The organism is Lacibacter luteus, assembly GCF_004118265.1.
Taxonomy (GTDB): Bacteria; Bacteroidota; Bacteroidia; order Chitinophagales; family Chitinophagaceae; genus Lacibacter; species Lacibacter luteus.
Window position 1 is genome coordinate 1,279,320 of record NZ_SDHW01000001.1, and the last position, 24,554, is coordinate 1,303,873.

General features: G+C 41.3%; 24 protein-coding genes. 15 read left to right on the top strand and 9 right to left on the bottom strand.

From position 1 onward, the window contains the following. The first annotated feature begins 4 nt into the window (after positions 1–4). The gene (locus ESA94_RS04935; protein WP_164972654.1) at positions 5–538 is read left to right on the top strand and encodes a thioredoxin family protein; all 534 of its coding nucleotides are present in this window, start codon (positions 5–7) and stop codon (positions 536–538) included. Positions 539–868: 330 nt separating this feature from the next. Here ESA94_RS04935 and ESA94_RS04940 read toward each other — a convergent pair whose 3' ends face one another. Beyond that, complete coding sequence (locus ESA94_RS04940; RefSeq protein WP_129129732.1) at positions 869–1,303, bottom strand: hypothetical protein; 435 nt, start codon at positions 1,301–1,303, stop codon at positions 869–871. Between the two features lie 84 nt (positions 1,304–1,387). Beyond that, complete coding sequence (locus ESA94_RS04945; protein WP_129129733.1) at positions 1,388–1,870, bottom strand: YkgJ family cysteine cluster protein; 483 nt, start codon at positions 1,868–1,870, stop codon at positions 1,388–1,390. Between the two features lie 143 nt (positions 1,871–2,013). Between ESA94_RS04945 and ESA94_RS04950 the strand changes: the two genes are divergently transcribed. The 3 genes from ESA94_RS04950 to gcvP all read left to right on the top strand — a co-directional run bounded on the left by ESA94_RS04950 (position 2,014) and on the right by gcvP (position 5,975). Next, positions 2,014–2,334, top strand: a complete 321-nt coding sequence (locus tag ESA94_RS04950; RefSeq protein WP_129130260.1) for an ArsR/SmtB family transcription factor — start codon at positions 2,014–2,016, stop codon at positions 2,332–2,334. Beyond that, entirely contained in the window at positions 2,331–2,822 is a 492-nt protein-coding gene (locus ESA94_RS04955; RefSeq protein ID WP_129129734.1) for an SRPBCC family protein, read from the top strand. Before ESA94_RS04950 ends, ESA94_RS04955 begins: the two co-directional genes overlap by 4 nt. A 288-nt stretch (positions 2,823–3,110) precedes the next feature. Beyond that, positions 3,111–5,975 carry an aminomethyl-transferring glycine dehydrogenase gene (gene gcvP, locus ESA94_RS04960; RefSeq protein WP_129129735.1) on the top strand — a complete coding sequence of 955 codons (2,865 nt, stop codon included), beginning with the start codon at positions 3,111–3,113 and terminating at the stop codon, positions 5,973–5,975. A gap of 86 nt (positions 5,976–6,061) precedes the next feature. Here gcvP and ESA94_RS04965 read toward each other — a convergent pair whose 3' ends face one another. Further along, positions 6,062–6,445, bottom strand: coding sequence for a DoxX family protein (locus ESA94_RS04965; RefSeq protein ID WP_129129736.1), 384 nt, complete (start codon positions 6,443–6,445; stop codon positions 6,062–6,064). A gap of 193 nt (positions 6,446–6,638) precedes the next feature. Between ESA94_RS04965 and ESA94_RS04970 the strand changes: the two genes are divergently transcribed. The 4 genes from ESA94_RS04970 to ESA94_RS04985 all read left to right on the top strand — a co-directional run bounded on the left by ESA94_RS04970 (position 6,639) and on the right by ESA94_RS04985 (position 11,222). Beyond that, the gene (locus ESA94_RS04970; protein ID WP_129129737.1) at positions 6,639–7,490 is read left to right on the top strand and encodes a dienelactone hydrolase family protein; all 852 of its coding nucleotides are present in this window, start codon (positions 6,639–6,641) and stop codon (positions 7,488–7,490) included. 151 nt (positions 7,491–7,641) lie between these two features. After that, positions 7,642–9,549, top strand: coding sequence for a family 10 glycosylhydrolase (locus tag ESA94_RS04975; RefSeq protein WP_129129738.1), 1,908 nt, complete (start codon positions 7,642–7,644; stop codon positions 9,547–9,549). Between the two features lie 110 nt (positions 9,550–9,659). Further along, positions 9,660–10,154 (top strand): GAF domain-containing protein, encoded by a 495-nt coding sequence (locus ESA94_RS04980; RefSeq protein WP_129129739.1) that lies wholly within the window; start codon positions 9,660–9,662, stop codon positions 10,152–10,154. 12 nt (positions 10,155–10,166) lie between these two features. After that, positions 10,167–11,222 (top strand): saccharopine dehydrogenase family protein, encoded by a 1,056-nt coding sequence (locus ESA94_RS04985; protein WP_164972655.1) that lies wholly within the window; start codon positions 10,167–10,169, stop codon positions 11,220–11,222. Here ESA94_RS04985 and ESA94_RS04990 read toward each other — a convergent pair. After that, complete coding sequence (locus ESA94_RS04990) at positions 11,219–11,791, bottom strand: hypothetical protein (RefSeq protein WP_129129741.1); 573 nt, start codon at positions 11,789–11,791, stop codon at positions 11,219–11,221. The genes ESA94_RS04985 and ESA94_RS04990 overlap by 4 nt on opposite strands. A 55-nt stretch (positions 11,792–11,846) precedes the next feature. Between ESA94_RS04990 and ESA94_RS04995 the strand changes: the two genes are divergently transcribed. The 3 genes from ESA94_RS04995 to ESA94_RS05005 all read left to right on the top strand — a co-directional run bounded on the left by ESA94_RS04995 (position 11,847) and on the right by ESA94_RS05005 (position 15,393). Next, positions 11,847–12,476, top strand: coding sequence for a J domain-containing protein (locus tag ESA94_RS04995; RefSeq protein ID WP_262708024.1), 630 nt, complete (start codon positions 11,847–11,849; stop codon positions 12,474–12,476). Between the two features lie 96 nt (positions 12,477–12,572). Next, positions 12,573–14,486, top strand: a complete 1,914-nt coding sequence (locus ESA94_RS05000; protein WP_129130261.1) for an ABC-F family ATP-binding cassette domain-containing protein — start codon at positions 12,573–12,575, stop codon at positions 14,484–14,486. A 133-nt stretch (positions 14,487–14,619) separates the two neighbouring features. Beyond that, positions 14,620–15,393, top strand: coding sequence for an oxygenase MpaB family protein (locus tag ESA94_RS05005; protein WP_129129743.1), 774 nt, complete (start codon positions 14,620–14,622; stop codon positions 15,391–15,393). A 47-nt stretch (positions 15,394–15,440) separates the two neighbouring features. On the opposite strand, the gene glgP is transcribed toward ESA94_RS05005, so the two are convergent. The 3 genes from glgP to ESA94_RS05020 all read right to left on the bottom strand — a co-directional run bounded on the left by glgP (position 15,441) and on the right by ESA94_RS05020 (position 18,652). Further along, the gene (gene glgP, locus ESA94_RS05010) at positions 15,441–17,099 is read right to left on the bottom strand and encodes an alpha-glucan family phosphorylase (RefSeq protein ID WP_129129744.1); all 1,659 of its coding nucleotides are present in this window, start codon (positions 17,097–17,099) and stop codon (positions 15,441–15,443) included. An 82-nt stretch (positions 17,100–17,181) separates the two neighbouring features. Beyond that, positions 17,182–17,574 (bottom strand): RidA family protein, encoded by a 393-nt coding sequence (locus tag ESA94_RS05015; protein WP_129129745.1) that lies wholly within the window; start codon positions 17,572–17,574, stop codon positions 17,182–17,184. Between the two features lie 121 nt (positions 17,575–17,695). Further along, positions 17,696–18,652 carry a hypothetical protein gene (locus ESA94_RS05020; RefSeq protein ID WP_129129746.1) on the bottom strand — a complete coding sequence of 319 codons (957 nt, stop codon included), beginning with the start codon at positions 18,650–18,652 and terminating at the stop codon, positions 17,696–17,698. 235 nt (positions 18,653–18,887) lie between these two features. Here ESA94_RS05020 and ESA94_RS05025 point away from each other — a divergent pair, with 235 nt between their 5' ends. From ESA94_RS05025 to ESA94_RS05035, 3 genes are all read left to right on the top strand, one after another. After that, entirely contained in the window at positions 18,888–19,547 is a 660-nt protein-coding gene (locus ESA94_RS05025) for a metal-dependent transcriptional regulator (RefSeq protein ID WP_129129747.1), read from the top strand. Between the two features lie 13 nt (positions 19,548–19,560). Continuing rightward, the gene (locus ESA94_RS05030; RefSeq protein ID WP_129129748.1) at positions 19,561–21,441 is read left to right on the top strand and encodes an Nramp family divalent metal transporter; all 1,881 of its coding nucleotides are present in this window, start codon (positions 19,561–19,563) and stop codon (positions 21,439–21,441) included. A gap of 101 nt (positions 21,442–21,542) precedes the next feature. Further along, positions 21,543–22,223, top strand: coding sequence for a hypothetical protein (locus tag ESA94_RS05035; protein ID WP_129129749.1), 681 nt, complete (start codon positions 21,543–21,545; stop codon positions 22,221–22,223). Positions 22,224–22,281: 58 nt separating this feature from the next. On the opposite strand, the gene ESA94_RS05040 is transcribed toward ESA94_RS05035, so the two are convergent. Then, positions 22,282–22,695 carry a hypothetical protein gene (locus ESA94_RS05040; RefSeq protein ID WP_129129750.1) on the bottom strand — a complete coding sequence of 138 codons (414 nt, stop codon included), beginning with the start codon at positions 22,693–22,695 and terminating at the stop codon, positions 22,282–22,284. Next, positions 22,674–23,483 (bottom strand): hypothetical protein, encoded by an 810-nt coding sequence (locus ESA94_RS05045; RefSeq protein WP_129129751.1) that lies wholly within the window; start codon positions 23,481–23,483, stop codon positions 22,674–22,676. Before ESA94_RS05045 ends, ESA94_RS05040 begins: the two co-directional genes overlap by 22 nt. A gap of 259 nt (positions 23,484–23,742) precedes the next feature. Between ESA94_RS05045 and ESA94_RS05050 the strand changes: the two genes are divergently transcribed. Continuing rightward, positions 23,743–24,540, top strand: a complete 798-nt coding sequence (locus ESA94_RS05050) for a 3-keto-disaccharide hydrolase (protein ID WP_129129752.1) — start codon at positions 23,743–23,745, stop codon at positions 24,538–24,540. Positions 24,541–24,554 lie beyond the last annotated feature (14 nt).

The window sequence follows — 24,554 nt, forward strand, 5'->3', positions numbered from 1 at the left end:
TAGCATGCAAAAGTTGTCTTTTTATTCCGCCCTTACAGTTCTGTTTATTTCTTTCGGTGCATTTGTAACCGAAGCACCCAAACCCAAGCTGCAATGGAGCAGTCTTACAGAGGTAGAACAAAAGTTGAAAACCGCTCCCCGCCCCGTTTTGATTGATCTGTATACCGACTGGTGTGGTTGGTGCAAAGTGATGGATAAAAAAACCTACAGTAATAAAGATCTCATTGAATACCTCAACAATAATTTTTACCTGGTAAAGCTCAATGCCGAAACAAAAGCAGATGTAAGCTGGAAAGGTAAAACCTATAAGTATAACGCATCCTATAAAACCAATGAAATAGCCTTGATGCTTACCAATGGAGAGCTGGCATATCCTACTACGGTGATTATACCAGGCGAAAATGATGCACCTCAACCAATATCGGGCATGCTGGAAGTTAGCGAAATGGAAATGCTTGTGAAGTATTTTGCAGAAAAGAAATTTGGCGTGCAAAGCTTTGATGACTATGCCCGTACGTTTAAAGGGAATTGGAAATAATTTAACGTTTCAACAATAATTAAAAAAAAATAGCTATTTTGCCATTGATGATAAGGTTTAATGGTTAATGGTAACTGATTAGCGCCTCTTCCTTTACGGAAGAGGTTTTTTTTTGCCCGTAAAGTTCAGAAACCCGCAATCCGGCCATCTTCTGCCCGAAATATGACAAACTGATGCAACTCAAAAAATAAAATCTTAGTCTATTTGTGTGATGATAAGGTTTAATGGTTAATGGTAACTGATTAACCGTCTCCCCTCCTTTCAAGGCGGGGATTTTTTTTGCATAAAAAAAGACCGCATGAGCGGTCCTTGAAATGCAGTGTTCCAAATCTATTTCGATGCAATAACCTTGCTTGCAAAAATGATGTACATCGGCCCTTGTGGTATATAAGCAGCAGGCATATGTTTGTTTTTTTCCTGTGGCACAGCTACAATGGTTTTGTTTCCAAAGCTTGCTACTTTGTAAAAATTATATTTCATCATCACCGAGCGGTTTTCTAAACGTTCGTCTAATGTATTAACAGCATCAGGCCATTGGTTCTCTTTACTGTAGCGTATAATTTCACTCATCAACCCTTTGTCTGTTAACTGGCGCTTTACCTCTGTTTGCTCACTCTCGGTAATGTTATAGGTTGAATACATTTCTCCAAGATCGGTCACTTTAACCTGCACAGCTTTCTTCCCGTCAATATAAAATCCCTTTGTACAAGCGGCAGCTGTTACAACCAAAAGAAAAATGCCCATTATCTGCGAAACTAATTTCATACAATGTGTTTTTGTGAACGTAAGTTATAAACAACCACAGTTGTTTGTTCTTGAAAATAGAAATTAAATTGCTTATGTAAAATTTTACTTTGCAACAAGTAATTTTTCAAGTACATAATAAGTAGCCGGACAAAAAGTACTGTTCTTAAGTGTAAGATGTGGTCGCTTCAATATCACATCTTCATCTGTATAAGGAAAACGTTCACAATCCGACGGACGCACTTCATAAATACTGCAGTAATTATCAGCACCAAGAAAAGGACAGGGTTTTGTTTTCACTACATAATCGCCTTCGTTATCAAGATTGAGGTACTTATCAATAAACTCTCCTTCCTTCATGCGCAGGTGTTTGCTGATGCGTTTTATATCGGGTGTTTTAAAACGGGGCGAATAATTTTTGCAACAGTTGGCACATTGCAGACAATCAACTTTTTCAAAAGCTTCTTCATGCAGATCGGGCAGTTGTTTCAGCACTTTATTTTTTTCTGCACGTTTCAAAAAACGGGCATATTCTTTTTGCCGTTCTGCTGCTTTTTTTTCCCAATTATGTAAGAGATCCTCTGCCATGCTGCAAATGTAAGCCATAGCCGAAAGAGGCAGGTTATTTGTACGCTATACAAGTTTGCCAGAAAAAAAGAAAGAAAATATTGAGAAACCAAATGGTTGCACGTATATTTGCAACCGAACGGTTTCCTAACTCCGTTTTTGAAATGAGAAGAGACGTATTTCAGGCAATTGCCGACCCCACCCGCCGGGCTATCATTTTACTGGTTGCCACGCAGGCAATGACACCAAATGCACTTGCCGAACATTTCGACAGCAGCCGGCAAGCTATATCGAAACACCTGCGCATTTTAACCGAATGTGAGTTGGTGAAGCAGGAACAAAGCGGGCGGAAAATCCATTACCACTTTAACGCAAAAAAGATGAAAGAAGTAGCTGATTTTATTGAACCATTCAGGCAAATGTGGGATACGAGATTCAACCAATTAGACAACCTATTATCAACGATAAAAACAACAAAAAAATGAGTACGAATAAAACAAACGTTACAAAAGATTTTCAGGCAAAATCAATTGTTGTATCAAGAGAATTTGATGCCCCGGTTGCAGATGTGTGGCGTGCATTTACCGAAAGTAAATTACTCGATCAATGGTGGGGACCTTCACCCTGGCGTGCAGAAACAAAAAAGCAGGATTTTACACCGGGCGGCTTTTGGTTATACGCCATGGTTGGGCCTGAAGATCAGCGCCACTGGGCTCGCATGGATTATCTTTCTATCACCCACCACAAAGGTTTTGAAATAGAAGATAGTTTTTGCGATGAGAACGGAACGATCAACCCGGAACTTCCTGTGTCGAAGGGACATAATGTGTTCAAAGAAACGGCAACAGGAACAACAGTAGAGTTTAAAATGATCTACCCCACAGAACAAAGTTTACAAACCATTGTGGAAATGGGCTTTGAACAAGGCATTTCCATCTGCTTCGATCAGTTAGAAGTTTTGTTGAAAAAATAGGATAAGCTGCATGCTGTTCGCTACTCGCTGCAAGCAAATACATAACCTGCTATTTATAAACTACTATAAAAATCGGGAAACGGCTTGCAGCTTGTAGCTCGCAGCGAATAGCATTTTACCCTGTGCAACCGTTTTCACAGCCTTTCCCCAACCGCTAACATGCGTTTATTTGAATTGCTTCTGGCCGTAACTTTGCACGTCTTTAATTTTTCGGCATGAGGAAAAGCTAAAGATGGGCTGGAAACAGCTTCTTTTCAAATAACAGATCTGTTTAAACGAACGAAACACATGAATCTTTTTGAAGCACAACAAAACGAATTTTCCCGCAGACACATTGGTACTACAGGATCGGAAGCAAGCTTATTAAAAACCATTGGCGTAAACAGCCTGGATGAACTGATCGACAAAACCGTACCGGCAGCCATCCGCCACAACGAAAAACTCAACCTGCCCGATGCAATGAGTGAAGCTGATCTGCTGAAGCATCTGAAAGACGTTTCGCTCAACAATAAATTATTCAAAACTTATATTGGCCAGGGTTATTACGATACCATTACGCCTTCTGTAATTCTGCGTAATGTTTTTGAAAACCCGGGCTGGTACACACAGTACACCCCTTACCAGGCCGAAATTTCGCAAGGCCGTTTGGAAAGCTTACTCAACTTCCAAACCATGGTGAGCGATCTTACCGGTTTACCGATTGCCAATGCTTCGCTGCTCGATGAAGCAACTGCTGCTGCAGAAGCAATGAACATGCTGTTTCATCATGTAAACAAAACAGATGTTATTAAAGCACCGAAGTTCTTTGTAGACAACGAAGTGTTCCCGCAAACAAAAGATGTACTCATTACCCGTGGTACACCGCTGGGCATTCAACTTGTTTTCGGCGATTATAAAACTGCTGCCATTGATGAAACTTATTTTGGTGCATTGGTGCAGTACCCTAACAATATCGGTTCAGTTGAAGATTACCGTGCATTTATTCAGCAGGTGCAAAGTGTAGGTGGATTTGTGGCAATGGCAACTGATCTGTTGGCATTAACGTTGATTACTTCACCAGGCGAACTGGGTGCTGATGTTGCTTTTGGTTCGGCACAGCGTTTTGGTGTACCTCTTGGTTATGGCGGACCACATGCTGCGTTCTTCACCACCAAAGATGAATTTAAACGTTCTATCCCCGGCCGTATCATTGGTGTAAGTATTGATGCACAAAACAACCGTGCATTACGTATGGCGTTGCAAACACGTGAGCAACACATCAAACGTGAAAAAGCTACTTCAAATATTTGTACGGCACAGGCATTACTCGCCAACATGGCTGCTATGTATGCTGTGTATCATGGTCCGCAGGGATTAAAAGCCATTGCAACACGTGTAGCCGTATTAACACAGGTTGTGGGCGATGCATTGGCAGAAAGAGGTTTTGGATTAGTAAGCAATTCCTTCTTCGATACCATTGCCGTTAAAGTAGCAGATCTTGCAACTGTAAAAGCAAAAGCAGAAAAACAGGAGATCAACCTGCGTATCATTGATACAACAACAGTTGGTATTTCTATTGATGAAACAACCAACCTTGAAGATCTCTACGATCTCATCAACTGTTTTGTAAACGATGTTGATCCTGTTCATTTTTCTGTTGAAGAAGATGTGCAACTGAACCACATCCCTGCATCTCTCGTTCGTGAAAGCGCCTACTTAACGCATCCGAATTTTAATACGCATAACAGCGAAAGCCAGATGATGCGTTACATGAAACAACTGGAGAACAAAGATCTTTCGTTGAATACATCTATGATCTCATTGGGTAGCTGCACCATGAAACTGAATGCTGCTACACAAATGATGCCGTTGAGCTGGGCACATTGGAGCAAAATACATCCATTTGCACCGGCCGATCAAACAAAAGGTTATCAACAGATCGTTGATGAATTATCAGAATACTTAGCAGAGATCACCGGTTTTGATGCAACCAGTCTGCAACCAAACAGTGGTGCACAAGGTGAGTATGCTGGTTTGTTAGCCATCCGTGATTATCATTTGGCAAACGGACATGCAAACCGTAACGTTATTTTGATTCCTATTTCTGCACACGGAACAAATCCTGCAAGTGCGGTAATGGTGGGTATGAAAGTAGTGGTGGTAAAAGCATTGGAGAACGGGTACATTGATGTGGCCGACTTTAAAGCAAAAGCAGAACAACACAGCGCCAACCTTGCAGGTGTGATGATCACTTACCCAAGTACCTATGGCATTTTTGAAGAAAGCGTAAAAGAAATTTGCGCTATCGTTCACCAGCACGGCGGACAAGTGTACATGGATGGTGCAAATATGAATGCACAGGTTGGTTTAACATCACCCGGTTTAATTGGTGCTGATGTTTGTCACCTGAACCTGCATAAAACATTTGCAATTCCACACGGTGGCGGCGGCCCCGGCATGGGACCTATTTGTGTGAAAGCACATCTTGCTCCTTACCTGCCCGGTCATGTTGATCAAAATGGAAAGGGTGCAGTAAGTGCAGCTCCTTATGGTTCGGCTTCTATCCTGCTCATCAGTTATGCATATATCCGTTTGTTGGGTGCAGATGGTGTAAAACGTGCAACTGAATATGCTATTCTCAATGCCAACTACATGAAGGCAAGATTGAAAAAAGATTTTGATATTCTTTATACAGGTGCTAACGGTACATGCGCACACGAATTTATTGTTGATCTGCGTCCGTTTAAAAACACAGCTGGTATTGAAGCAGAAGATGTAGCAAAACGTTTGATGGATTATGGTTTCCATGCACCAACAATGAGCTTCCCTGTACCCGGTACGATCATGATCGAACCAACAGAAAGTGAAGACAAAGCTGAGCTTGATCGTTTTTGTGATGCATTACTCAGCATTCGTCAGGAGATCAGTGCTGTTGAAGATGGTACTGCTGATAAAGCTGATAATCCATTAAAGCATGCACCGCATACACAGTTTGTGGTGATGGCTGATGAATGGAATCATGCATACAGCAGACAACAGGCTGCATTTCCATTGTACTATGTAACACAAAACAAATTCTGGCCAAGTGTAAGCCGCATCAACAATACATACGGTGACCGTAACCTCATTTGTACTTGCGAACCTGTTAGCAGTTATATGGAAGAAGAAGCGTAATTAAATAAGCAAATAGTGAATTGGCAATATGCAAACGCCCCGTTCAGTGAACGGGGCGTTTGCTTTATACTAGGCTCAAAAATTCTTTAGCTATTCACAGCTGTTTTCTTTTTCCAGAAATAATAAGAAAGCACTCCGGGAATAATCCACATCAACATTCCTAACATCTGCGGATCAAATTTTCCTGATGCAGCAATACCTGAATAAACAGCAGCCAACAGATCAAAAAACAATCCTGCATAAGCCCACTCTTTTACTGTTTTGGGTAGTGGAAGTAACAACGCAATTACACCAACGATCTTTGCCCAACTGATAAACTGGATAAAATAAATGGGGTAGCCTAAAAATTTATGAAAGATCTCAATTGTTTGCTCATTTGGTCCAATACCACCTACAGAAGAAAAGATCATCAGAGCGCCGAAGATGAGTGTAAAAACCCAGTAAAGAATGTTGATTGTTTTTGGTTGCATGATAAATTGGTTTATGTTTTTGATTGAATGATTGTTTAAACAAAGCTACTTGTGCAATTATGAAATTTGCATGTGCAGGTACGACAAACTATAAGGCCATTTCCGACAAATTACATCAAGTTCACTTCATTTCTATAAACGGCTGATGGTTTCCATCAAAACATTGTAACTTCTCATCCTAAATCAACACGCAATGGATCAGCAAATTATTAATCTATACGACGAATACACTCATAAGCCACTTCCACGAAGTGAGTTCATGAAACGCTTAGCAATACTCACAGGCAGCACTGCAGCGGCAGTCGCTATTCTCCCCTTTCTCGAAGGCAACTATGCCAAAGCTGCTGTTACTCCCGATGATGATCTGTTTACTGAATACATTACTTACCCTGCAGTAACAGGTGAAATGAAAGCTTATGTTGCCCGGCCAAAGAAGGAAGCAAAATATGGAACAGTTGTAGTGATACACGAGAACCGTGGATTGAATGCGCATATTGAAGATGTGGCACGCCGTGCAGCAAAAGCAGGTTTCCTTGCTATTGCACCCAATGCACTTGCTCCATTAGGTGGCACACCGGCAAATGAAGATGAAGCAAGAACTTTGTTTACAAAACTGAATGCGCAGGAAACACAAACCAACTTTGTCAACATGTTCAACTATCTCAAAACAAGAAAAGACAGTAACGGAAAATTTGGTTGTGTTGGTTTTTGCTGGGGCGGTGGCATGAGCAATACACTTGCCGTAAACGTTCCTGAATTAAAAGCAGCAGTTGCGTTTTATGGACGACAAGCTGCTGTTGCAGATGTACCAAAGATAAAATCAGCCGTACAATTACATTATGCAGCACTCGACGAACGTATCAATGCAGGCATTACTGCATATGAACAGGCTTTGAAAGATAACAAGATCACGTATGAGTTATACATGTATCCCGATGTGAATCATGCATTCCACAACGACACTGCTCCTACCCGTTATAACGAAGCCGCCGCAAAACTTGCATGGCAACGTACGATTGATTTCTTTAAAAAACATTTAGCATAGTATCCCATCTTAACCATTAAACGAACAAAAGGAAGTCATTGGCTTCCTTTTTGTTTGTAAACAATCGCAAACAACTAATTTCTTCTTAATAGTTTTACGATTGAAAGCATCCATTTTAAAAACACTTATTTTGCACAGCTATCAACATCTTATGAATCGACTCATCATTTGCTTCCTCAGCCTGTTTATTGTAATAACCGCATCCAATGCACAAGCTCCGCCGAAAAGAGAATTGCGGGCTGCATGGGTATCTACCTTTTTAAATCTTGATTGGCCAAGTACATCTGTACGCACTGTGCAGGAAGTAAAAGATTCTGTTATCAAGTTGCTCGATATGCATCAGCAAACAGGTATCAATGCTATTTACTTCCAGGTAAGAAATGAATGCGATGCTGTTTACCCAAGCAAATTAGAACCGTGGAGTGCTTCTGTAACAGGAACGCAGGGTGTTGCACCAGCAGCCGGTTTCGATCCATTACAATTCATGATCGATGAATGTCGTAAACGTGGTATTGAAATACATGCATGGTTCAATCCTTACCGTGCAGTAAACAATTATAATCTTATCGGTAATTATGCTTCAACGCATGTTGCCAAAACACATCCCGAATGGTTGCTTGCACAAGGTTCGTTGCGCATCCTCAACCCGGGTATTCCTGCTGTGCGTGATTATGTTATTTCCATTGTAATGGATGCATTACGTCGTTACGATATTGATGGCATTCATTACGATGATTATTTTTATCCTTATCCCGGTGCCGGCGGCACGAGTGCACGGTTTAATGATGATGCAAGCTTTGCTGCTTACGCAAGAGGTTTCAACAATCAAAGTGATTGGCGGAGAGATAACATCAACCTGTTGATTCAACGCAGCTACGACAGTATTAAAACAGTAAAACCATGGGTAAAATTTGGTGTATCGCCTTTTGGTATCTGGCGCAATAAAAGCAGTGATGCAACAGGATCGGTAACAAGTGGTCTGCAGAGCTACAGTGAAATATATGCTGATACAAAAAAATGGTTGCAGCAGGGATGGGTTGATTATGTTACACCACAAATTTACTGGAGCATTGGTTTTACTACTGCAGATTATGCTGTACTTATACCGTGGTGGAACAGTATTGCAAATGGCCGGCATATTTACAGCGGACAGGCTGTTTATAAATTAAATGCAGAATTAGACAATGATCCAAGATGGAATAATGCATCACAAATCAATAACCAGGTGCGGCTGAACAGAACATACAGCAATGTGTTAGGCAGCACCTTTTTTCGCACCCGTTATTTTATGATCAACCCGTTACATTTCCGGGATTCATTGGAAGAGCATCTCTACACTGCACCTGCACTATTACCAACAATGCCCTGGCGTGATAACAACCCCCCACAACCGGTAAGTAATGTAACGGCGCAGATCAAAAACAATCATGTACAACTCAGTTGGACAAAACCTGCAGCTGCAACAAATGAACTGGACAAAGTAAGACAGTTTGTGGTGTACCGTTTTAACAATGCTACAGTGAATTTAGATGATGTTGAAGCAATACAATATGTTACTGCCAACGATCAAACAACAACATTTATTGACAGCAATCTTACGTCAACGGTTTACTATTACGTAGTTACAAGTCTCGATCGTTTCCATAACGAAAGTGTGGCAAGCAATGTAAAAGAAGTATCGCTTCTGCCGGTAACCATTGCCGTTACACCTAAACCGGTTGTTGAAAATCCTAAACCTACAGATGAAAAACCGAAACCTGCTGTTGAAAAACCGCAGCCACAAGTAACAAGCCCTGCGCAGGATATTGAAATGATCGCCAATCCAAACCCCGCAGCAACACATACGATCATCAACTATACTTTAAATAAGCGAACTGCAGTTTTACTCTTTGTACTTGATAGCGATGGAAGAGAAATCATGAAACTGGTAGATGGCTTTCAATCAATCGGCAAACAGTTGGTTCGCTTTAATACCAGTAACTTACTTGCAGGTACATATATTGTAAAGTTGCAGATAGATAATTTTGAGAAAACATTAAAGGTGGTGGTTGCAAAATAATTGATAGTTGATAATGGATAATTGCCGGGGCATTTGATTGTTGCATCTGCATTATCCACTATCCATTTTTCATTATCCATTCATCCTACCTTTGCACAAATATTTTCCCCATGGCAGAAGACCTACACATCATACAGGGAACAAAGGAAGAGCAATACAAAGAACTCATTCCGCAGATCAAAGGATTGCTGGAAGGCGAACCCGATCTTACAGCTAATCTGGGTAATATCTGTGCTGCACTGAAAGAACAGTTTGGCTGGTTGTGGGTTGGGTTTTATGTGGTGAAGTCTGCCATCAAATCTGCTGAACCGGAATTGGTGTTGAGTACATTTCAAGGACCGGTTGCCTGTACACGCATCCGCAAAGGAAGAGGTGTTTGCGGCAGTTCATGGGCCGAAGCAAAAACACTCATTGTTCCTGATGTAGAAAAATTCCCGGGTCATATTGCCTGCAGCAGTTTAAGCAGATCAGAAATTGTATTGCCCGTTATCCGCAACAACGAAGTAGTAGCGGTGTTGGATGTTGACAGTGTTGATTTGCATACGTTTGATACAACGGATCAGCAATACCTCGAAGAGATCATCAGCTTTATTGAATGGAAGTAATACATGCTGCATATGCAAAAGAATAATGTATTGCTTTATGGTGCCAATGGTTATACCGGCGAACTGATTGCCCGTTATGCACGTGAATACAATCTGCAACCCATTCTTGCTGGAAGAAACGAAGCGAAGATTGCAGCACTCGCCAACCAATATCAACTTCCCTATCGCATTTTTTCATTGGATGATGCAACAGTTCTTCATCAGCAATTAGCCGATGTGCAACTGGTTATCCATGCAGCAGGACCGTTTTCCCTCACTGCCAAACAAATGATCGAAGCATGCATCGCCACACAAACACATTACATCGACATCAACGGCGATATACCTGTTTTTGAATTCATCAAACAATATGATACAGCAGCAAAGCAAGCCAACGTTATGTTGTTACCCGGCGCAGGGTTTGATGTAATTCCTACCGATTGTATTGCACTTCGTTTGAAAAACGAATTACCTGATGCCACACATCTGCAATTGGCATTCATCAGCAGTGGTGGCGGGTTAAGTCATGGCACTGCTACCACAATGATCCAGCGTATTGGCGAAAAAGCATTGGTACGCAGCAATCATCAACTTGTACAAAAACCGTTTGGTCATAAAGGCATGTGGTTAAATGCAGCCGGGCAAAAACGTTTTGTAATGAGTTTGCAGTGGGGCGATATTTCAACAGCACATCACACAACCGGCATTCCCAACATTGAAGTATTTACAGGAATGAAACCAACGGTATATCGCTTACTTAAATTTCAATTTCTCTTCAACTGGTTGCTGCGTACTTCTTTCATACGCAAACGTCTTCAACAACGTATTGATGCGGCACCTGCAGGCCCAACAGATGAACAACGCAGCAAAAGCAATACATTCATCTGGGGTAAAGTATGGAATGCAAAAGCTGAAGAACGAACGGCTTCTTTACAATGTGGCAATGGTTACAGTGTAACTGCATGGGGTTGCTTACACATTGCACTACAAATTGTACAGGGAAAATTCAAAGCAGGTTATCAAACACCGGCATCGGTTTACGGCGAAACACTCATTTTTCAATTGCCCGATAGTAAAAAAATCAGCTAGGGCAGCTCATAAGCATTGGCATTATAGGTTACCAGAAATACTTTTGCTTTTCGTGGTGCAATCAAACCAAATATCCTCGTCACTAATTCTCCTTTTACTTTTCGCTGCCCTTTTGGCTTACGGTTAAAATCGTAACGATCAATAAATGTAACAGGCAACTGCTCGTTGTTATATACAACGGTAATATTTCCCAATGCCCAGCCAAAGTAATCATCGTCACTAAGGTTTGCAGGGATCACACAATAATCTTTTGTTACCGGTCGGCAGTTTGTTGTGGACGATGGCAATAAACGTAGCAACGCTTTCATCTTTTGAAAATCAGCAGTAGAAAGTTCAAACGCAGTACCACTGCCCTGCAGGTAATGTTTCAGTAAAGCACGTTCAAGCGGAGAATTAAGTTTGGGATGCATGCAAATAACCTGGTAAAAGATTTTGCGATAACCTTTCAAACGAACGTTTTTCTCTGCAACAACAGTTGAGTCGCCTGCTTTTGTAAACGCAGGAAGCAAGAGGAACAGTAAAAACAGGTAACGCAGCATGCGGGTTAAAAATAACAAATTTCGTTGCACTGAAATTCTTTTGCGTGCATGAAGTAGCTTTGCGGCTCTGAAAGATTATTACTCCATACTTGAAATTGAACCATCGGCAAGCTTACCTGAAATAAAGCAGGCTTACCGTAAGCTGGTGATGCTTTATCACCCCGATAAAAACAACGACGACCCGTATGCACTTGCACGTTTCGCCGAAATAAAAGAAGCGTATGAAGTGCTCACCAATCCACAGAAAAAAGAACTGTATTTACAGGAACGATGGTTATACAAAGCAAGTGGTAAAAAAATAGGCGAAGAATTAATTACAGCGCCTGCCATACTTATAAAATGCCTGGAGCTGAACAAGCAGGTGGCCACGATGGATATTCATCGTATGAATTACAAAGCTGTTGCCGAACGCATGACAAAGCTGCTGAACGATGATACCATCAGCATATTGATCGATCAGAAAGAAACCGATGTACACGCATCGATTATTGCCAGCATGCTAAAAAGCATACAGCCCTTTCCGTACACAGCAGCAAAACCTGTCGCCAACCAGCTTTTTAAATTAGCTGTTCATCTTCCCGAATGGAACAAACATATTTTTCAAAGCATGCAGAAAAAACAGCAGCAGGAAAAATGGAGATGGCTCAATCCCCTGCTCATCGTATTACTCACCATTGCCATTTGTTTTCTTATCTGGTACAATGCACATTTCTGACGTCGGATTTATGATGTAGGATGTAAATACATTTCAAAGTTCAGAAAATCATACATCCTAAATCAGCCATCCGACATGTTCAACTATCTTTGCGCCATGCATTATGTTTCTGTTGAAGGGTTAACAAAGAGTTACGGCATTACGCCCCTGTTTTCGAATATTTCATTTCATATTGAAGAGGGCGATAAAATTGCATTGGTGGCACGCAATGGTTCGGGCAAATCCACTTTATTAAAAATACTGGCCGGTAAAGAAACTGCCGACGATGGAAAGTATTGGGTGAACAAAGATGTGGACATTGCCCTGTTTGAACAGGAACCCGGCTTTGATGAAAATAAAACCATACTCGACAATATCTTTCAGCACAACCATCCTGTTATCAACGCCATTAAAGAATACGAGGCCATCAGTGAAGAGAACGATGCAGAAAAACTCAACGAAGCCATTGTAAAAATGGATGAACTTGGTGCATGGGATTTTGATGCAAAGGTGAAACAGATACTTGGTAAACTCAACATCCATCATCTGCAACAAGCAGTGGGTACGTTATCAGGCGGTCAGCGTAAACGTGTAGCACTTGCAAGAACCTTGATCGATATTGGTTTTGATCACAAACACGTATTACTTATTATGGATGAACCTACCAACCACCTTGATGTGGAAATGGTGGAATGGCTGGAGCATTATCTCAACAAAGAAAATATTACGCTGTTACTTGTTACACACGACCGCTATTTCTTAGATGCAGTTTGTGATGAAGTGTGGGAACTCGACGGCAGCACCTTAACCGAATACAAAGGCGATTACCAGAATTATTTAGAAAAGAAAGCAGCACGTGTTGAAAGCGAGCTGGCAAGTATTGATAAAGCAAGAAACACCTACCGTAAAGAACTGGAGTGGATGCGCAAGCAACCAAAAGCACGTACCACTAAAAGCAAAAGCCGGCAGGATAATTTTTATGAAGTAGAAGCTAAAGCCAAACAACGCATCGAAGATCAGCAGGTGCAGTTGAACATGAAGATGAACAGACTGGGTGGCAAAGTAGTGGAGATGAAAAAAGTGTACAAGAACTTTGGTGAAAAACAAATTCTGAAGGGCTTTGATTACACATTCAAAAAAGGTGAACGTGTTGGTGTGGTTGGACAAAACGGTGCAGGCAAATCAACTTTCATCGATATTATACAAGGCATACAGGAACCCGACAGCGGTAAGATCAATGTAGGTGATACCATTGTGTTTGGCAACTATTCGCAAAAAGGTTTGGAAATAAAAGAAGACCTGCGTGTAATTGAATACGTAAAAAATATTGCAGAGAATTTTCCTTTGGCAAGTGGAGGCTCGTTGAGTGCTGCACAATTTCTGCAGCTGTTTTTGTTTGATCCGGATAAACAGTACACTTACATTTCAAAGTTAAGTGGTGGTGAAAAAAGAAGATTGCATTTGTTGTCGATCCTCTTCCGCAATCCCAACTTCCTGGTGTTGGATGAACCTACTAACGATCTTGATCTGCCAACATTAGCTGTACTGGAGAATTTCTTAACAGAGTACCCCGGTTGTTTGCTCATTGTTAGTCACGACCGTTATTTTATGGATCGCCTGGTTGATCATTTGTTTGTGTTTGAAGGCGACGGTGTTATTACCGACTTTCCCGGCAACTATACACAACTGCGTATTCATCAGAAAGAGAATGAGAAGTCGGCAGCCGATAATAAAGAGTCGGTAGCCAGCACTGAGCGAAGTCGAAGTGCGGTGCCGGAGAAACCGAGCGAAGTCGAGGGTTCGACAGTAGAGAAAAAACGTTTCAGCTTTAAAGAAAAACGTGAGTTTGAATTATTGCAGAAAGAAATTGAACAGCTCACAACCGAGAAAGAAACCATCACTGCAAAACTCAACAGCGGCAATCTTCCTTTCGATGAACTGCAGCAATTAAGCAACCGCATTGGTGAAGTAACTAACCTGCTCGATGAAAAAGAAATGCGTTGGCTGGAGTTGAGTGAATACAGTGAATAGGAATTTGGATTTGGGGTTTTGGATTTTGGATTTTCGGGAAGCATTCGTGAGTGCAGTGACAACTTCCGTACTTTGTACTTGGTATCTCGTACTTCTTTCTCACAATAAATAACCTTAACAAAAAACCACCCTTATGTCATTCTTTGTAAACGAAGATTCCATTGTTCGGCAAATCTGGGGCAAGAGCGATACGGTGCTTTTTATTTTCGCCGGTGCTTCAGCTGAGTTTGCATTAAACAAAGCAGTTGACTGGTTATACTTTACCGGCAAACTTCCCTCCGATCCGCTTGGTCGTTTATTTTCTACCGTAGATTATGCACGTAAAATAGTTTTTACTTCCGAAGCAGATGCCAACAAAGCCATTGACATTATGCGGCAGATACATGCAGGCGTTGAAAATAAAAGAGGCTATTCCATTCCCGATTGGGCTTATCGTGATGTGCTGTTTATGCTCATCTATTACTCCATCTCCGCTTACGAATTACTCGAAAGGAATTTAAGTGCTGAAGAGAAAGAAGAAGTGTACAATGTGTTTTACCGTGTAGGTGTACGTATGGAATTAAAGGAACTCCCTCCCACTTATAACGAATGGCTTCCGGTTAGAGAAACGCATTTGCAAAACGATCTGCAAACAAGCAACTATACACAAGATCTTTTTCTGCAGTACAAGAAACATCTTGGCGCTATGCGTTTCAAAGTGTTGATAGAAGGACAGAAATTAGTTGTGCCTGAACTGGTGAAACAGTTGTTACAGTTCAGTGATTTTTCTTTACTCACACCGGTTGTACCGCTATACAAAATCAGCAGATTGATGAAGATGGACTGGTTATTGAAAAGTCTGCTGCTTCCTGCCGATTATAAAGAGCAGATCAACGGACTCAATATTCAGCAAAAACAGAAGCAATAAAAAATCCCCCTGCGTTGCAGAGGGATCATATACGTTTAGTTGAAAGTTTATTGCTTGTTGTACATTAACTCGTAGTACTCATGTGCCATACGGTTACTGTCGAACTGGAAGCGAACATCACGCATACCGTTTTGAGTGATCTGGCGCCATACAGCCGGGTTATCGTAATACAATGGCAATATCTGGCGCTCCAGGATTTCATACATCTGATCAAGATCGTATTGATCCTGCTCCTGTACATGCATCGCACTGTAATCAACCGGAGGTACAATAAAGCTGTTGTTACCATGGTTAGCAAACTCGCAGATCCATCCATCAAATGTGCTGAAGTTAACTGCACCATTCATGGCTGCCGTCATACCACTTGTTCCACTTGCTTCACGTGGTACACGTGGATTGTTGAGCCACACATCAGCAGCTTGTTTTAAACGCTTGCTCAATGCCAGTTCATAACCGGTGCATACGGCTACGTTCTTATAATTCTTACTCAGGTGAACAAGATTATTAAAATCGCTGATAGCAGGATAATCAACCGGGTAAGGTTTACCTGCCCAGATGATCTGCACAGGATATTTTTTATTGCTGAGTAATGCATTGAAACGATCAAGATCACGGGTGATCAGTTCTGCACGTTTATAACCTGCAAAACGGCGTGCCCAAACAATGGTCAATACATTGTGATCGAATAATTTTCCTGTTTGATCGGCAACAAGATCAAATGCACGACGTTTGAGATAACCTTTACGATCATCAAAACGCTCTTCGTTGCTTTCATCCATTGAAAAATACAATTGCTTATCGGCCCAGTAACGCCAGTTCTGTGCATTGGTAATATGCGTAATCGGTGCAATACCATCGTAATGGTTCCACATTTTACGACTCACTTCACCATGCAAAGCACTTACACCATTCGCATGCCGTGCAAACCGTAATGCAGCTAATGAATGATTGAACTGATCGTCGTAAATACCGGTGAGCTTACGTACTTCATCTAAAGGCAAGCCACAGAAGTAGCTCATCTTTTCGCAGAGGTACATGTCATGTTTTTCATTACCTGCTTCTTCGGGAGTATGTGTGGTAAACACCATACGCTTTTTCACTTCGTCAACACTTCCGAATTTATTGTAGAGGTAAAATGCCGATGAAATACCGTGTGCTTCATTTAAGTGATACACATCGGGTTTAAAACCGATCTCATCAATCAACTTTGCACCACCAACACCCAGCAAAATAAACTGGGCAACTTTTGTAGCAACGTTGGCATCGTATAAACGATGACAGATGGTTTGCGATACATAATCGTTCTCCGGTAAATCGGTGCTCAGCAAAAACATAGGAGCACTCTTGAACGTTTCAGGATTAAGATACCATGCTTTCACCCATACCGGATGATCGTGAATATTGATCTGGAATTTAATTCCTGTATCTTCTAAAAAATTGTAGATTTTTTCGTTCCACTGCACTTGCAATGATTGATCCTGGTTGCGTGCCTGATCGTAATATCCAAACTTCCACAAAATACCAATACCAATAAGATTCTGCTTTAACTCGTATGCACTGCGCATGTGTGAGCCTGCAAGGAAACCTAAACCACCACTGTAAATTTTAAGCGGTTGATGTACAGCAAACTCCATTGAAAAATAAGCGACTCTTTTTGCATATGCATTATCAGTTGCATAAGGAACATTGTAGTGATTAAAGGCCATAGACGATTATTCTTTACTTAGGGGCCGCAATATAACCTGAAAAACGCAAACAGCCCCTTTTTAGGGTACTGTCTTATCAACATCAAACGTTGGGCAATACAGCAGTAGCTTCAATTTCAATCAACAAACGCTCATCAATAAGCGCAGAAACCTCCACCATTGTAGAAGCAGGTTTAATGGTTTTGAAAAACTCGCCGTGTGCTTTACCTGCCTCTTCCCAGCGGCTGATATCGGTAATGAACATACGTGTACGCACCACATCAGACAAACTACTGCCTGCTTCGGCTAAAGCACGTTCTATTTTCTGAAGAATGAATGTTGTTTGCGCATATACATCGCCTTCGCCAATAAGCACATCTCCATCCATAGCAGTTGTACCTGCCACTTCAATAACATTGCCTATACGAACAGCTCTCGAATAGCCTACCACATCTTCCCAAGGGGAACCGGAGCTGATATTTTTACGAGGAATCATAGTTGAAAGTTGACAGACAATAGTCCACGGACCACTACATGCGGACAGCAATAGCAATCCTTCGTTTTGTTGTTAGGAAAACATTATCACGTCTAACGGAGACGCACTCACCATTCACTACTCACTTCTTCTTTTTCTTCTTTACCGGCTCTGCTTTCTTCGGATAGCTGCCTTCGAAGAAGCAGGTAATGCCTCTGTATAAACCGCAGTTTTGTTCGGATATGCGTACAGATGATGTACCGAAATCGAATGTAAGAATACAATCGCTCGATGCATCACGAAAGATGCCTTTGTTCTTTTCTATCCACTCGCCGGTACCTTTTACCTCACCCACACATTCGCCGTTTTGTTTGCTGAAATGAATAAAAAATTCAAACTCCTTTTCTGTATTTCCATCACGGATAGAAACCAGGTTCTTTTTGTCGATGGAATAATCAGCCGAATATTTTTGTGTACGTGGCATGCTGTCGATGGGGTTACCCATGATCAGATCGCTGAGGTCTTCGGTACTGTTGGTCATCGCCACAATAAACTTACCTTTCTCATCCATGAAATAGATGGTTTCATTCGTCCACAGTTCGCCGGTATTTGTTTTACGTTCCTGTATAAAGCTGATGTTGTTCTTACTGTCGATACGGCAATAACGCACTCCCGTTCCTTTGGGCAGCAAAGCAGTTACATTCATCGAACCTACATACGCTGCTTTCTTATCGAAGTATAAAAGCTGAACGCCTTTGTTCTTGCCTTGTAATGATTTTACAAGAATAAAATTGCCTTTGTCGCCATCCTTTATTTTACCAAGAAGGTACAGCTTCAGTCCTTTTGTTTTGGGATAGAATTGTTGAAACACCGAATCGGGAACAAATGTTTTATACGTTTCCTGGTTAATGAGCAGCGAATCTTTTTCCTTACGGTTGATCAATGTATCGTTTACCAATACAGGGTATGGAAGCGTAGCCGCAAGCGCAATGAAATCGGCAGTGGTAAGATCTGCATCGGTAATTTCTTTGGGCTTTTTGTCTTTGCAGGCAAACAGCGACAACAACAACAACAGTACGAATGAAGAATAGCGGTTCATGTAGTTATCCAAAAAATGAACGTTGAAGATAGTGGATTGTTTTGGAATTGGAAAAGTGTCGAACCTCAATGTACATCGCATTTTTCACCCACCCCTTTTGGTTGGGTTGATCGCTTAAAATTCGTTTGCCCCTCTCACGGAGGGGATACAGCCGGCTTTAAAGCTGAATAGCCAAACAGATGCGTCCGTTTCAATATTTATTTTTAGATTTGTCTAAATTTTAATTTCATACCGAATGAATTTTTCGACAGCAGAGGAAAACTATATCAAAGCCATCTGGCGCCTGCAACAAAGCGATGAGAATGTAACCACCAACGAACTGTCGGCCGAACTGCAAACCAAGCCGGCATCGGTAACGGATATGCTTAAGCGCCTCAGCGAAAAAAAACTGTTACATTATGCACCTTATTACGGTGTAAAACTTACTCCTGAGGGAAAGAAACTGGCGCTCAGCATTATCCGCAAGCACAGATTGTGGGAATATTTTCTTGTAGAAAAGCTGCAGTTTAACTGGGATGCAGTACACGATATTGCCGAAGAACTGGAACATGTAAGCAGTCCCGAATTAATTGAACGGCTCGATGCATTTCTCGGCTATCCCAAAGCCGATCCGCATGGCGACCCTATACCCGACAGTAAAGGAAGAATGACGATAACCAGCAACCTCAGCTTACAACAATTAGAAGTAGGTGCTGCCGCAGTTGTTACAGGTGTAGGCGATCAAAGCAGCAGTTTACTGGAGTTACTGAGCCAGAAAAATATCGGCATCGGTACAAAACTCGAATTAAAACAACGCCATGCATTTGATGGTTCGGTTGAAATAAAACTCCGCAATCAACCCATTATTACATTAAGCGAACAACTGGCAAAAACCATTTTGGTAAAGACGGTTTAAATACTACAGACAAATGAAAGTGCAGCATACAGAAACATCGTTGAGCGAAGTACATGCATCAGTCGATACCACTTTACCCGTGAAAGGATGGCGCAGAATACTGGCTTACGCAGGACCGGCTTACCTTGTAAGTGTTGGTTATATGGACCCCGGCAACTGGGCAACAGATTTGCAAGGCGGTGCAAAATTCGGCTACCAGTTAATATGGGTGTTGCTCATGAGTAACCTCATGGCTTTGTTGCTGCAAAGTTTAAGTGCACGTTTAGGCATTGTTCGCCGGAGAGATCTTGCGCAGGCCAACAGAGAAACCTATCCGCCATTGGTAAATTTCTGTTTGTATGTATTAGCCGAAATTGCCATTGCAGCCTGCGATCTTGCAGAAGTGCTTGGCATGGCATTGGGTATTTATCTCTTAACAGGTTTACCATTGATCTATGGTGTGGGTATAACCGTATTCGATACGTTATTGCTGTTATGGTTACAGAACTATGGCATACGTAAACTGGAAGCATTTATTATTTCGCTGGTTGCAGTTATAGGTGCATCGTTTGTTGTGGAAATTATTTTAGCAAAGCCTTCTATACCCGAAATGGCGCAAGGTTTTATACCAACTGCTTTAAATAACGAGGCATTGTATATTGCTGTAGGTATTATTGGCGCAACGGTAATGCCACATAATTTATACCTGCACTCTGCATTGGTACAAACAAGAAAAATCGGTACCGATAAAGCAAGCATACGGCGTGCGTTGAAGTTTAATTTTATTGACAGTACCATTGCATTGAATGCCGCTTTCTTTGTTAATGCTGCTATTCTTGTGCTGGCTGCAACGGTATTTTTTAAAACAGGTAATACACAGGTTGCAAAAATTGAAGATGCACACCAGTTGTTATCGCCTTTGCTTGGTACAAAGCTCGCTCCCATTCTTTTTGCTGTGGCCTTAATTGCTGCCGGACAAAGCAGTACCATTACAGGTACGCTTGCCGGACAAATTGTAATGGAAGGTTACCTGCATTTGCGTATCAATCCTTTGCTGCGTCGTTTGCTTACACGCTTAATTGCCATTATACCTGCCATTATAGTTATTCTTGTTTATGGCGAAGAGAAAGTTGATGCACTGCTTGTGTTCAGCCAGGTGGTGTTGAGTTTGCAATTAGGCTTTGCCGTTATACCGCTTATTCATTTTGTAAGTGATAAACAAACGATGGGAGAATTTGCAATTGGCCTCTGGATGAAAATTGCAGCATGGTGTATAGCCGGCATTCTTGTATTCCTCAACGTACGTCTTGTACTGCAGGAAATACTGGCAGTGTATGATGAACCGGGTAATCTCTTCTGGAAATTTCTAATACCTGTTGTGGCGTTGCTGTTTGTATGGTTGTTTGTGATGATGACCTTCTTACCACTTATTAAACGACAACTCCGCAGGGAAACATCGAAAATGCACAGCCCTGTTCCTGCATTGAACAACCTGAATGTGCCCGATATAAAATGTATTGCAGTTGCACTTGATTTTTCTGTGAATGATGAAAAACTCATTGCCTATGCATTGCACCAGGGAAGAAAAGATACCACTTATGTTTTGGTACATGTGGTAGAAACAGCTCCATCACGTTTATTGGGCGAAGCTACCGATGATGAAGAAACACGCAACGACAGGCAAAGGCTTGAACTGTATGCAAGCACCCTGCAACAACAGGGTTATGCAGTTACCGCTGCATTAGGTTATAACAACCGCACACGTGAAATTGTGCGGCTTGTAAAAGATACCCAAGCCGATATGCTGATCATGGGTGCACACAGGCACAAGGGCTTAAAAGATTATGTGTTTGGTGAAACAATTGAAACTGTACGTCACGAATTGGATATACCGGTGTTGATCGTGAATGTGTAAACATGTTACGGGTTAAAGGTTATGCCTTACGAGTATGCATCCCCGTAACTCTTAACTCTTTGCCTGGAAAGCTCTATCTTAACAAATAAACATTACAACAGATGAATAGCTCCAACCCCAACGATCGCTATCTCATTTCCTACCTTACCTTACGAAAAACCGTAGGCATTATGGGTATGGCACTGCCCTTTGTATTGATGCTTGGCTTTTTTGTTATAGAAGGTAATTGCAAATTTCCGCCCAGCATCAGTCATTTCTTTTACACCAAAATGGGCAATGTATTTGTTGGTGTATTATGTGGCGTTTCGTTATTTCTGTTTTCGTATAATGGCTACGACAATAAAGATAAATGGGCAGCCAAGCTCGCCGGTTTGTTTGCAGCATTTGTGGCAATGTTCCCTACCGATTACAACAACTTTGCTCCCATCGATTGTTCACGCATGGCAAAAGTGGAAAATGCATTTGCCAATGCTATGCACTATGGAGCATCCGTATTACTGTTTCTTACATTTGCCTATTTCTGTCTTTTTCTTTTTACAAAAACAAGCCGTCATGGAGATGTAAAAGGCAACAAGCTTATCCGCAACAGAATTTATATTGCTTGTGGCATAGTTATACTTGTGAGCATTGCAGGCATTGCAGTTATTGGCGTAATACCATCGTGGTACAAAGCTTTAAAACATTTAAAACCGATCTACGCTTTAGAAACAGTTGCGTTACTTGCATTCGGTTATTCCTGGCTCATAAAAGGCGAAACATTTTTTAAGGACGAGACGAAATAAAATTATGAATCAAAAGCAGTTTGCTGTTGCTGCTGCTTTAAAGCATTCCCTTTGGGTTTCAGGAAAGCCGTAGATGCATTGCAACTGTTTCCATTTCACCTTTTACCAATTGTTCAATATTTCCGTTGTAATAAGATACACGGTTGCTGATGCTGTTTTGCACAGTTGCTTTCTGTTGCTGCAGAAAACGAAACTGCAGATCGTTCTGCGATAAACGAATGGTAATTTTTCCCGGCTTATACAGGATCTCTGCCTTTATGGTTACAGCTGCGGAATGCTGCAGTGTAATATCAAGATAATCCTGTATGATTCGAAAAACAGACAGTTTATCCTGCAAAGAAATATGTTCAATCATTGGTTCGTTACAAGCAAAATGTATTCGAACCTTGTATAAACTTTGTACAGAAGCCAGATAATCTTTAACTCCTTCTATCAGCCCTATATCTGCAATTACAGCGGGGTGTAACTGCATACACAATTTCGAAACATCACCATCGCTTCATCGGTAAGCATATAACTTTTTTCCAGCAAAGCTTTATTGTGTTGTTGCTGCATTGCTTCGCCCTGGTACATTTTTATTGCTGCAAGTGTTTGATTAATATTATCACGCAATGCGTAAACAATATTCTGGTTATCGGTTTCCTGTTTTTCAATGACCGAACGTAACTCCTGTTTACGGCGTCTGTTCTCCAGCACCAAAATGCGACTGTACAGTCTTTCCTGGTAATTGTAAATGAGAATAAAATAATAAACCGTTAATGTAAAGGAAAGAAAGAAGGAAAGATAAAAGGTGCGTTTCGCTTCGTGCAAACGATCGGCAGGAAACTGAAAATTATCATCCGCCAAAATCAATGATAAAAGCAAAAATAATATTGTAATCCCCGAAAACAGGAGTACATATTTTTTTCTTCCTTCGGTACGAAACAGGTAAATGTAAACGAGTATAAGCGGGAAATAATACAGATAAACTGCACTCCTTATTCCCAGTTCAAGAGAAATAAGAAAAAAAGCAATATTGAACGCCATTAACGAAATAACCTTCGCCAGCAATTTAAAGCCCCTGCTATGCAAAACCAACGAGCCAACCAGCAAAAGAGAAGTAACGCTCAGTACATAAACATCATAGTATTCAGCGTAACCGGACTGAATACTATCAACGATATTAATTGCAATAGCAATCAGTGCCAAATAAACAAACCGGTTAAAGCCCGTTAATACGTTGTGCTTAACAACATCGTTATAAGATGAAGCACGTTTCATAGTGAGAATTATTGAAATTTGAATACTGGATTAAACTGACGTAAAATTACTATATCTGCAAACGGGCAGGCCTACACAGCATCACTTTCTCCAAAGAATAGTAGTTTATACTGATGATAGCCGCCATTCGTACTACGCAGGCACAAGAACTCGATTGCTGAATTTTTAACAGAACAAGAAACATTCCTGTCAATTCGTGGGGATTTCAATACTTTTAAATTCTCAAGAACCCGTTATTTATTTAATAATTGCAGTAAACATGAAACCAGTTTTTTCATCGCTCATTCTATCGGCAGTTCTGTTATTGCCTTCGTCCTTACTTAAAGCTCAACAAAAACCTTATGTAAGCACGCCACCAGCAACATCTCCCATGGCCATGAGGCCGGAAATGACAGAGATCTGGAACCCCGAAGTAAAAACCATTACTCCCGGTAAAAAAGACAGTGAAGCACCATCGGATGCCATTGTATTGTTCGATGGTAAAAATCTAAACCAATGGGTGAGCCAGAAAGACAAAACAAAACCGGCTGCATGGAAAATTGTGAACAACGACTACATGGAAGTAGTGCCCGGCAGTGGTGGTATAGAAACAAAACTTTCATTTGGCGATTGCCAATTACATATTGAATGGAGTGCGCCCGATACTGTAGAAGCCGGCGGACAAAACCGTGGCAACAGTGGTATCTTTTTTCAAAACCGTTACGAGCTGCAGGTGCTCGATTCTTACAACAACAGAACCTACCGCAACGGACAGGCAGGAAGTGTATACAAAGACCAGGCGCCATTAGTGAATGTAACAAGGAGTCCGCTTGAATGGAATACTTATGATATTATTTATACTGCCCCACGCTTTAAACCAACAGGAGAATTAGATGCGCCTGCAAGAATTACCGTTTTGCACAATGGCGTTGTTGTACAGAACAATGCAACCATTTCAGGTTTAACACTGTATATCGGTTTACACAATTATCCTAACGCACATGGCGAAGATGTTATTTCGTTACAGGATCATAGCTGCAAAACACAGTTCCGTAATATCTGGATCAGACGTTTGTAAGAATGATGTAACCA

What these genes read in the sequence shown, in the direction of transcription:
- ESA94_RS04985 (WP_164972655.1), top strand. Translation starts at nt 10,167, where the DNA reads ATGCAAAAGAATAATGTATTGCTTTATGGTGCCAATGGTTATACCGGC.
- ESA94_RS04980 (WP_129129739.1), top strand. Translation starts at nt 9,660, where the DNA reads ATGGCAGAAGACCTACACATCATACAGGGAACAAAGGAAGAGCAATAC.
- ESA94_RS05000 (WP_129130261.1), top strand. Translation starts at nt 12,573, where the DNA reads ATGCATTATGTTTCTGTTGAAGGGTTAACAAAGAGTTACGGCATTACG.
- ESA94_RS04975 (WP_129129738.1), top strand. Translation starts at nt 7,642, where the DNA reads ATGAATCGACTCATCATTTGCTTCCTCAGCCTGTTTATTGTAATAACC.
- ESA94_RS04945 (WP_129129733.1), bottom strand. Translation starts at nt 1,870, where the DNA reads ATGGCAGAGGATCTCTTACATAATTGGGAAAAAAAAGCAGCAGAACGG.
- ESA94_RS05050 (WP_129129752.1), top strand. Translation starts at nt 23,743, where the DNA reads ATGAAACCAGTTTTTTCATCGCTCATTCTATCGGCAGTTCTGTTATTG.
- ESA94_RS05020 (WP_129129746.1), bottom strand. Translation starts at nt 18,652, where the DNA reads ATGAACCGCTATTCTTCATTCGTACTGTTGTTGTTGTTGTCGCTGTTT.
- ESA94_RS05030 (WP_129129748.1), top strand. Translation starts at nt 19,561, where the DNA reads ATGAAAGTGCAGCATACAGAAACATCGTTGAGCGAAGTACATGCATCA.
- ESA94_RS04935 (WP_164972654.1), top strand. Translation starts at nt 5, where the DNA reads ATGCAAAAGTTGTCTTTTTATTCCGCCCTTACAGTTCTGTTTATTTCT.
- ESA94_RS04965 (WP_129129736.1), bottom strand. Translation starts at nt 6,445, where the DNA reads ATGCAACCAAAAACAATCAACATTCTTTACTGGGTTTTTACACTCATC.
- ESA94_RS05015 (WP_129129745.1), bottom strand. Translation starts at nt 17,574, where the DNA reads ATGATTCCTCGTAAAAATATCAGCTCCGGTTCCCCTTGGGAAGATGTG.
- ESA94_RS05045 (WP_129129751.1), bottom strand. Translation starts at nt 23,483, where the DNA reads ATGAAACGTGCTTCATCTTATAACGATGTTGTTAAGCACAACGTATTA.
- gcvP (WP_129129735.1), top strand. Translation starts at nt 3,111, where the DNA reads ATGAATCTTTTTGAAGCACAACAAAACGAATTTTCCCGCAGACACATT.
- ESA94_RS04940 (WP_129129732.1), bottom strand. Translation starts at nt 1,303, where the DNA reads ATGAAATTAGTTTCGCAGATAATGGGCATTTTTCTTTTGGTTGTAACA.
- ESA94_RS05025 (WP_129129747.1), top strand. Translation starts at nt 18,888, where the DNA reads ATGAATTTTTCGACAGCAGAGGAAAACTATATCAAAGCCATCTGGCGC.
- ESA94_RS04970 (WP_129129737.1), top strand. Translation starts at nt 6,639, where the DNA reads ATGGATCAGCAAATTATTAATCTATACGACGAATACACTCATAAGCCA.
- ESA94_RS04955 (WP_129129734.1), top strand. Translation starts at nt 2,331, where the DNA reads ATGAGTACGAATAAAACAAACGTTACAAAAGATTTTCAGGCAAAATCA.
- ESA94_RS05040 (WP_129129750.1), bottom strand. Translation starts at nt 22,695, where the DNA reads ATGCAGTTACACCCCGCTGTAATTGCAGATATAGGGCTGATAGAAGGA.
- glgP (WP_129129744.1), bottom strand. Translation starts at nt 17,099, where the DNA reads ATGGCCTTTAATCACTACAATGTTCCTTATGCAACTGATAATGCATAT.
- ESA94_RS04950 (WP_129130260.1), top strand. Translation starts at nt 2,014, where the DNA reads ATGAGAAGAGACGTATTTCAGGCAATTGCCGACCCCACCCGCCGGGCT.
- ESA94_RS05035 (WP_129129749.1), top strand. Translation starts at nt 21,543, where the DNA reads ATGAATAGCTCCAACCCCAACGATCGCTATCTCATTTCCTACCTTACC.
- ESA94_RS05005 (WP_129129743.1), top strand. Translation starts at nt 14,620, where the DNA reads ATGTCATTCTTTGTAAACGAAGATTCCATTGTTCGGCAAATCTGGGGC.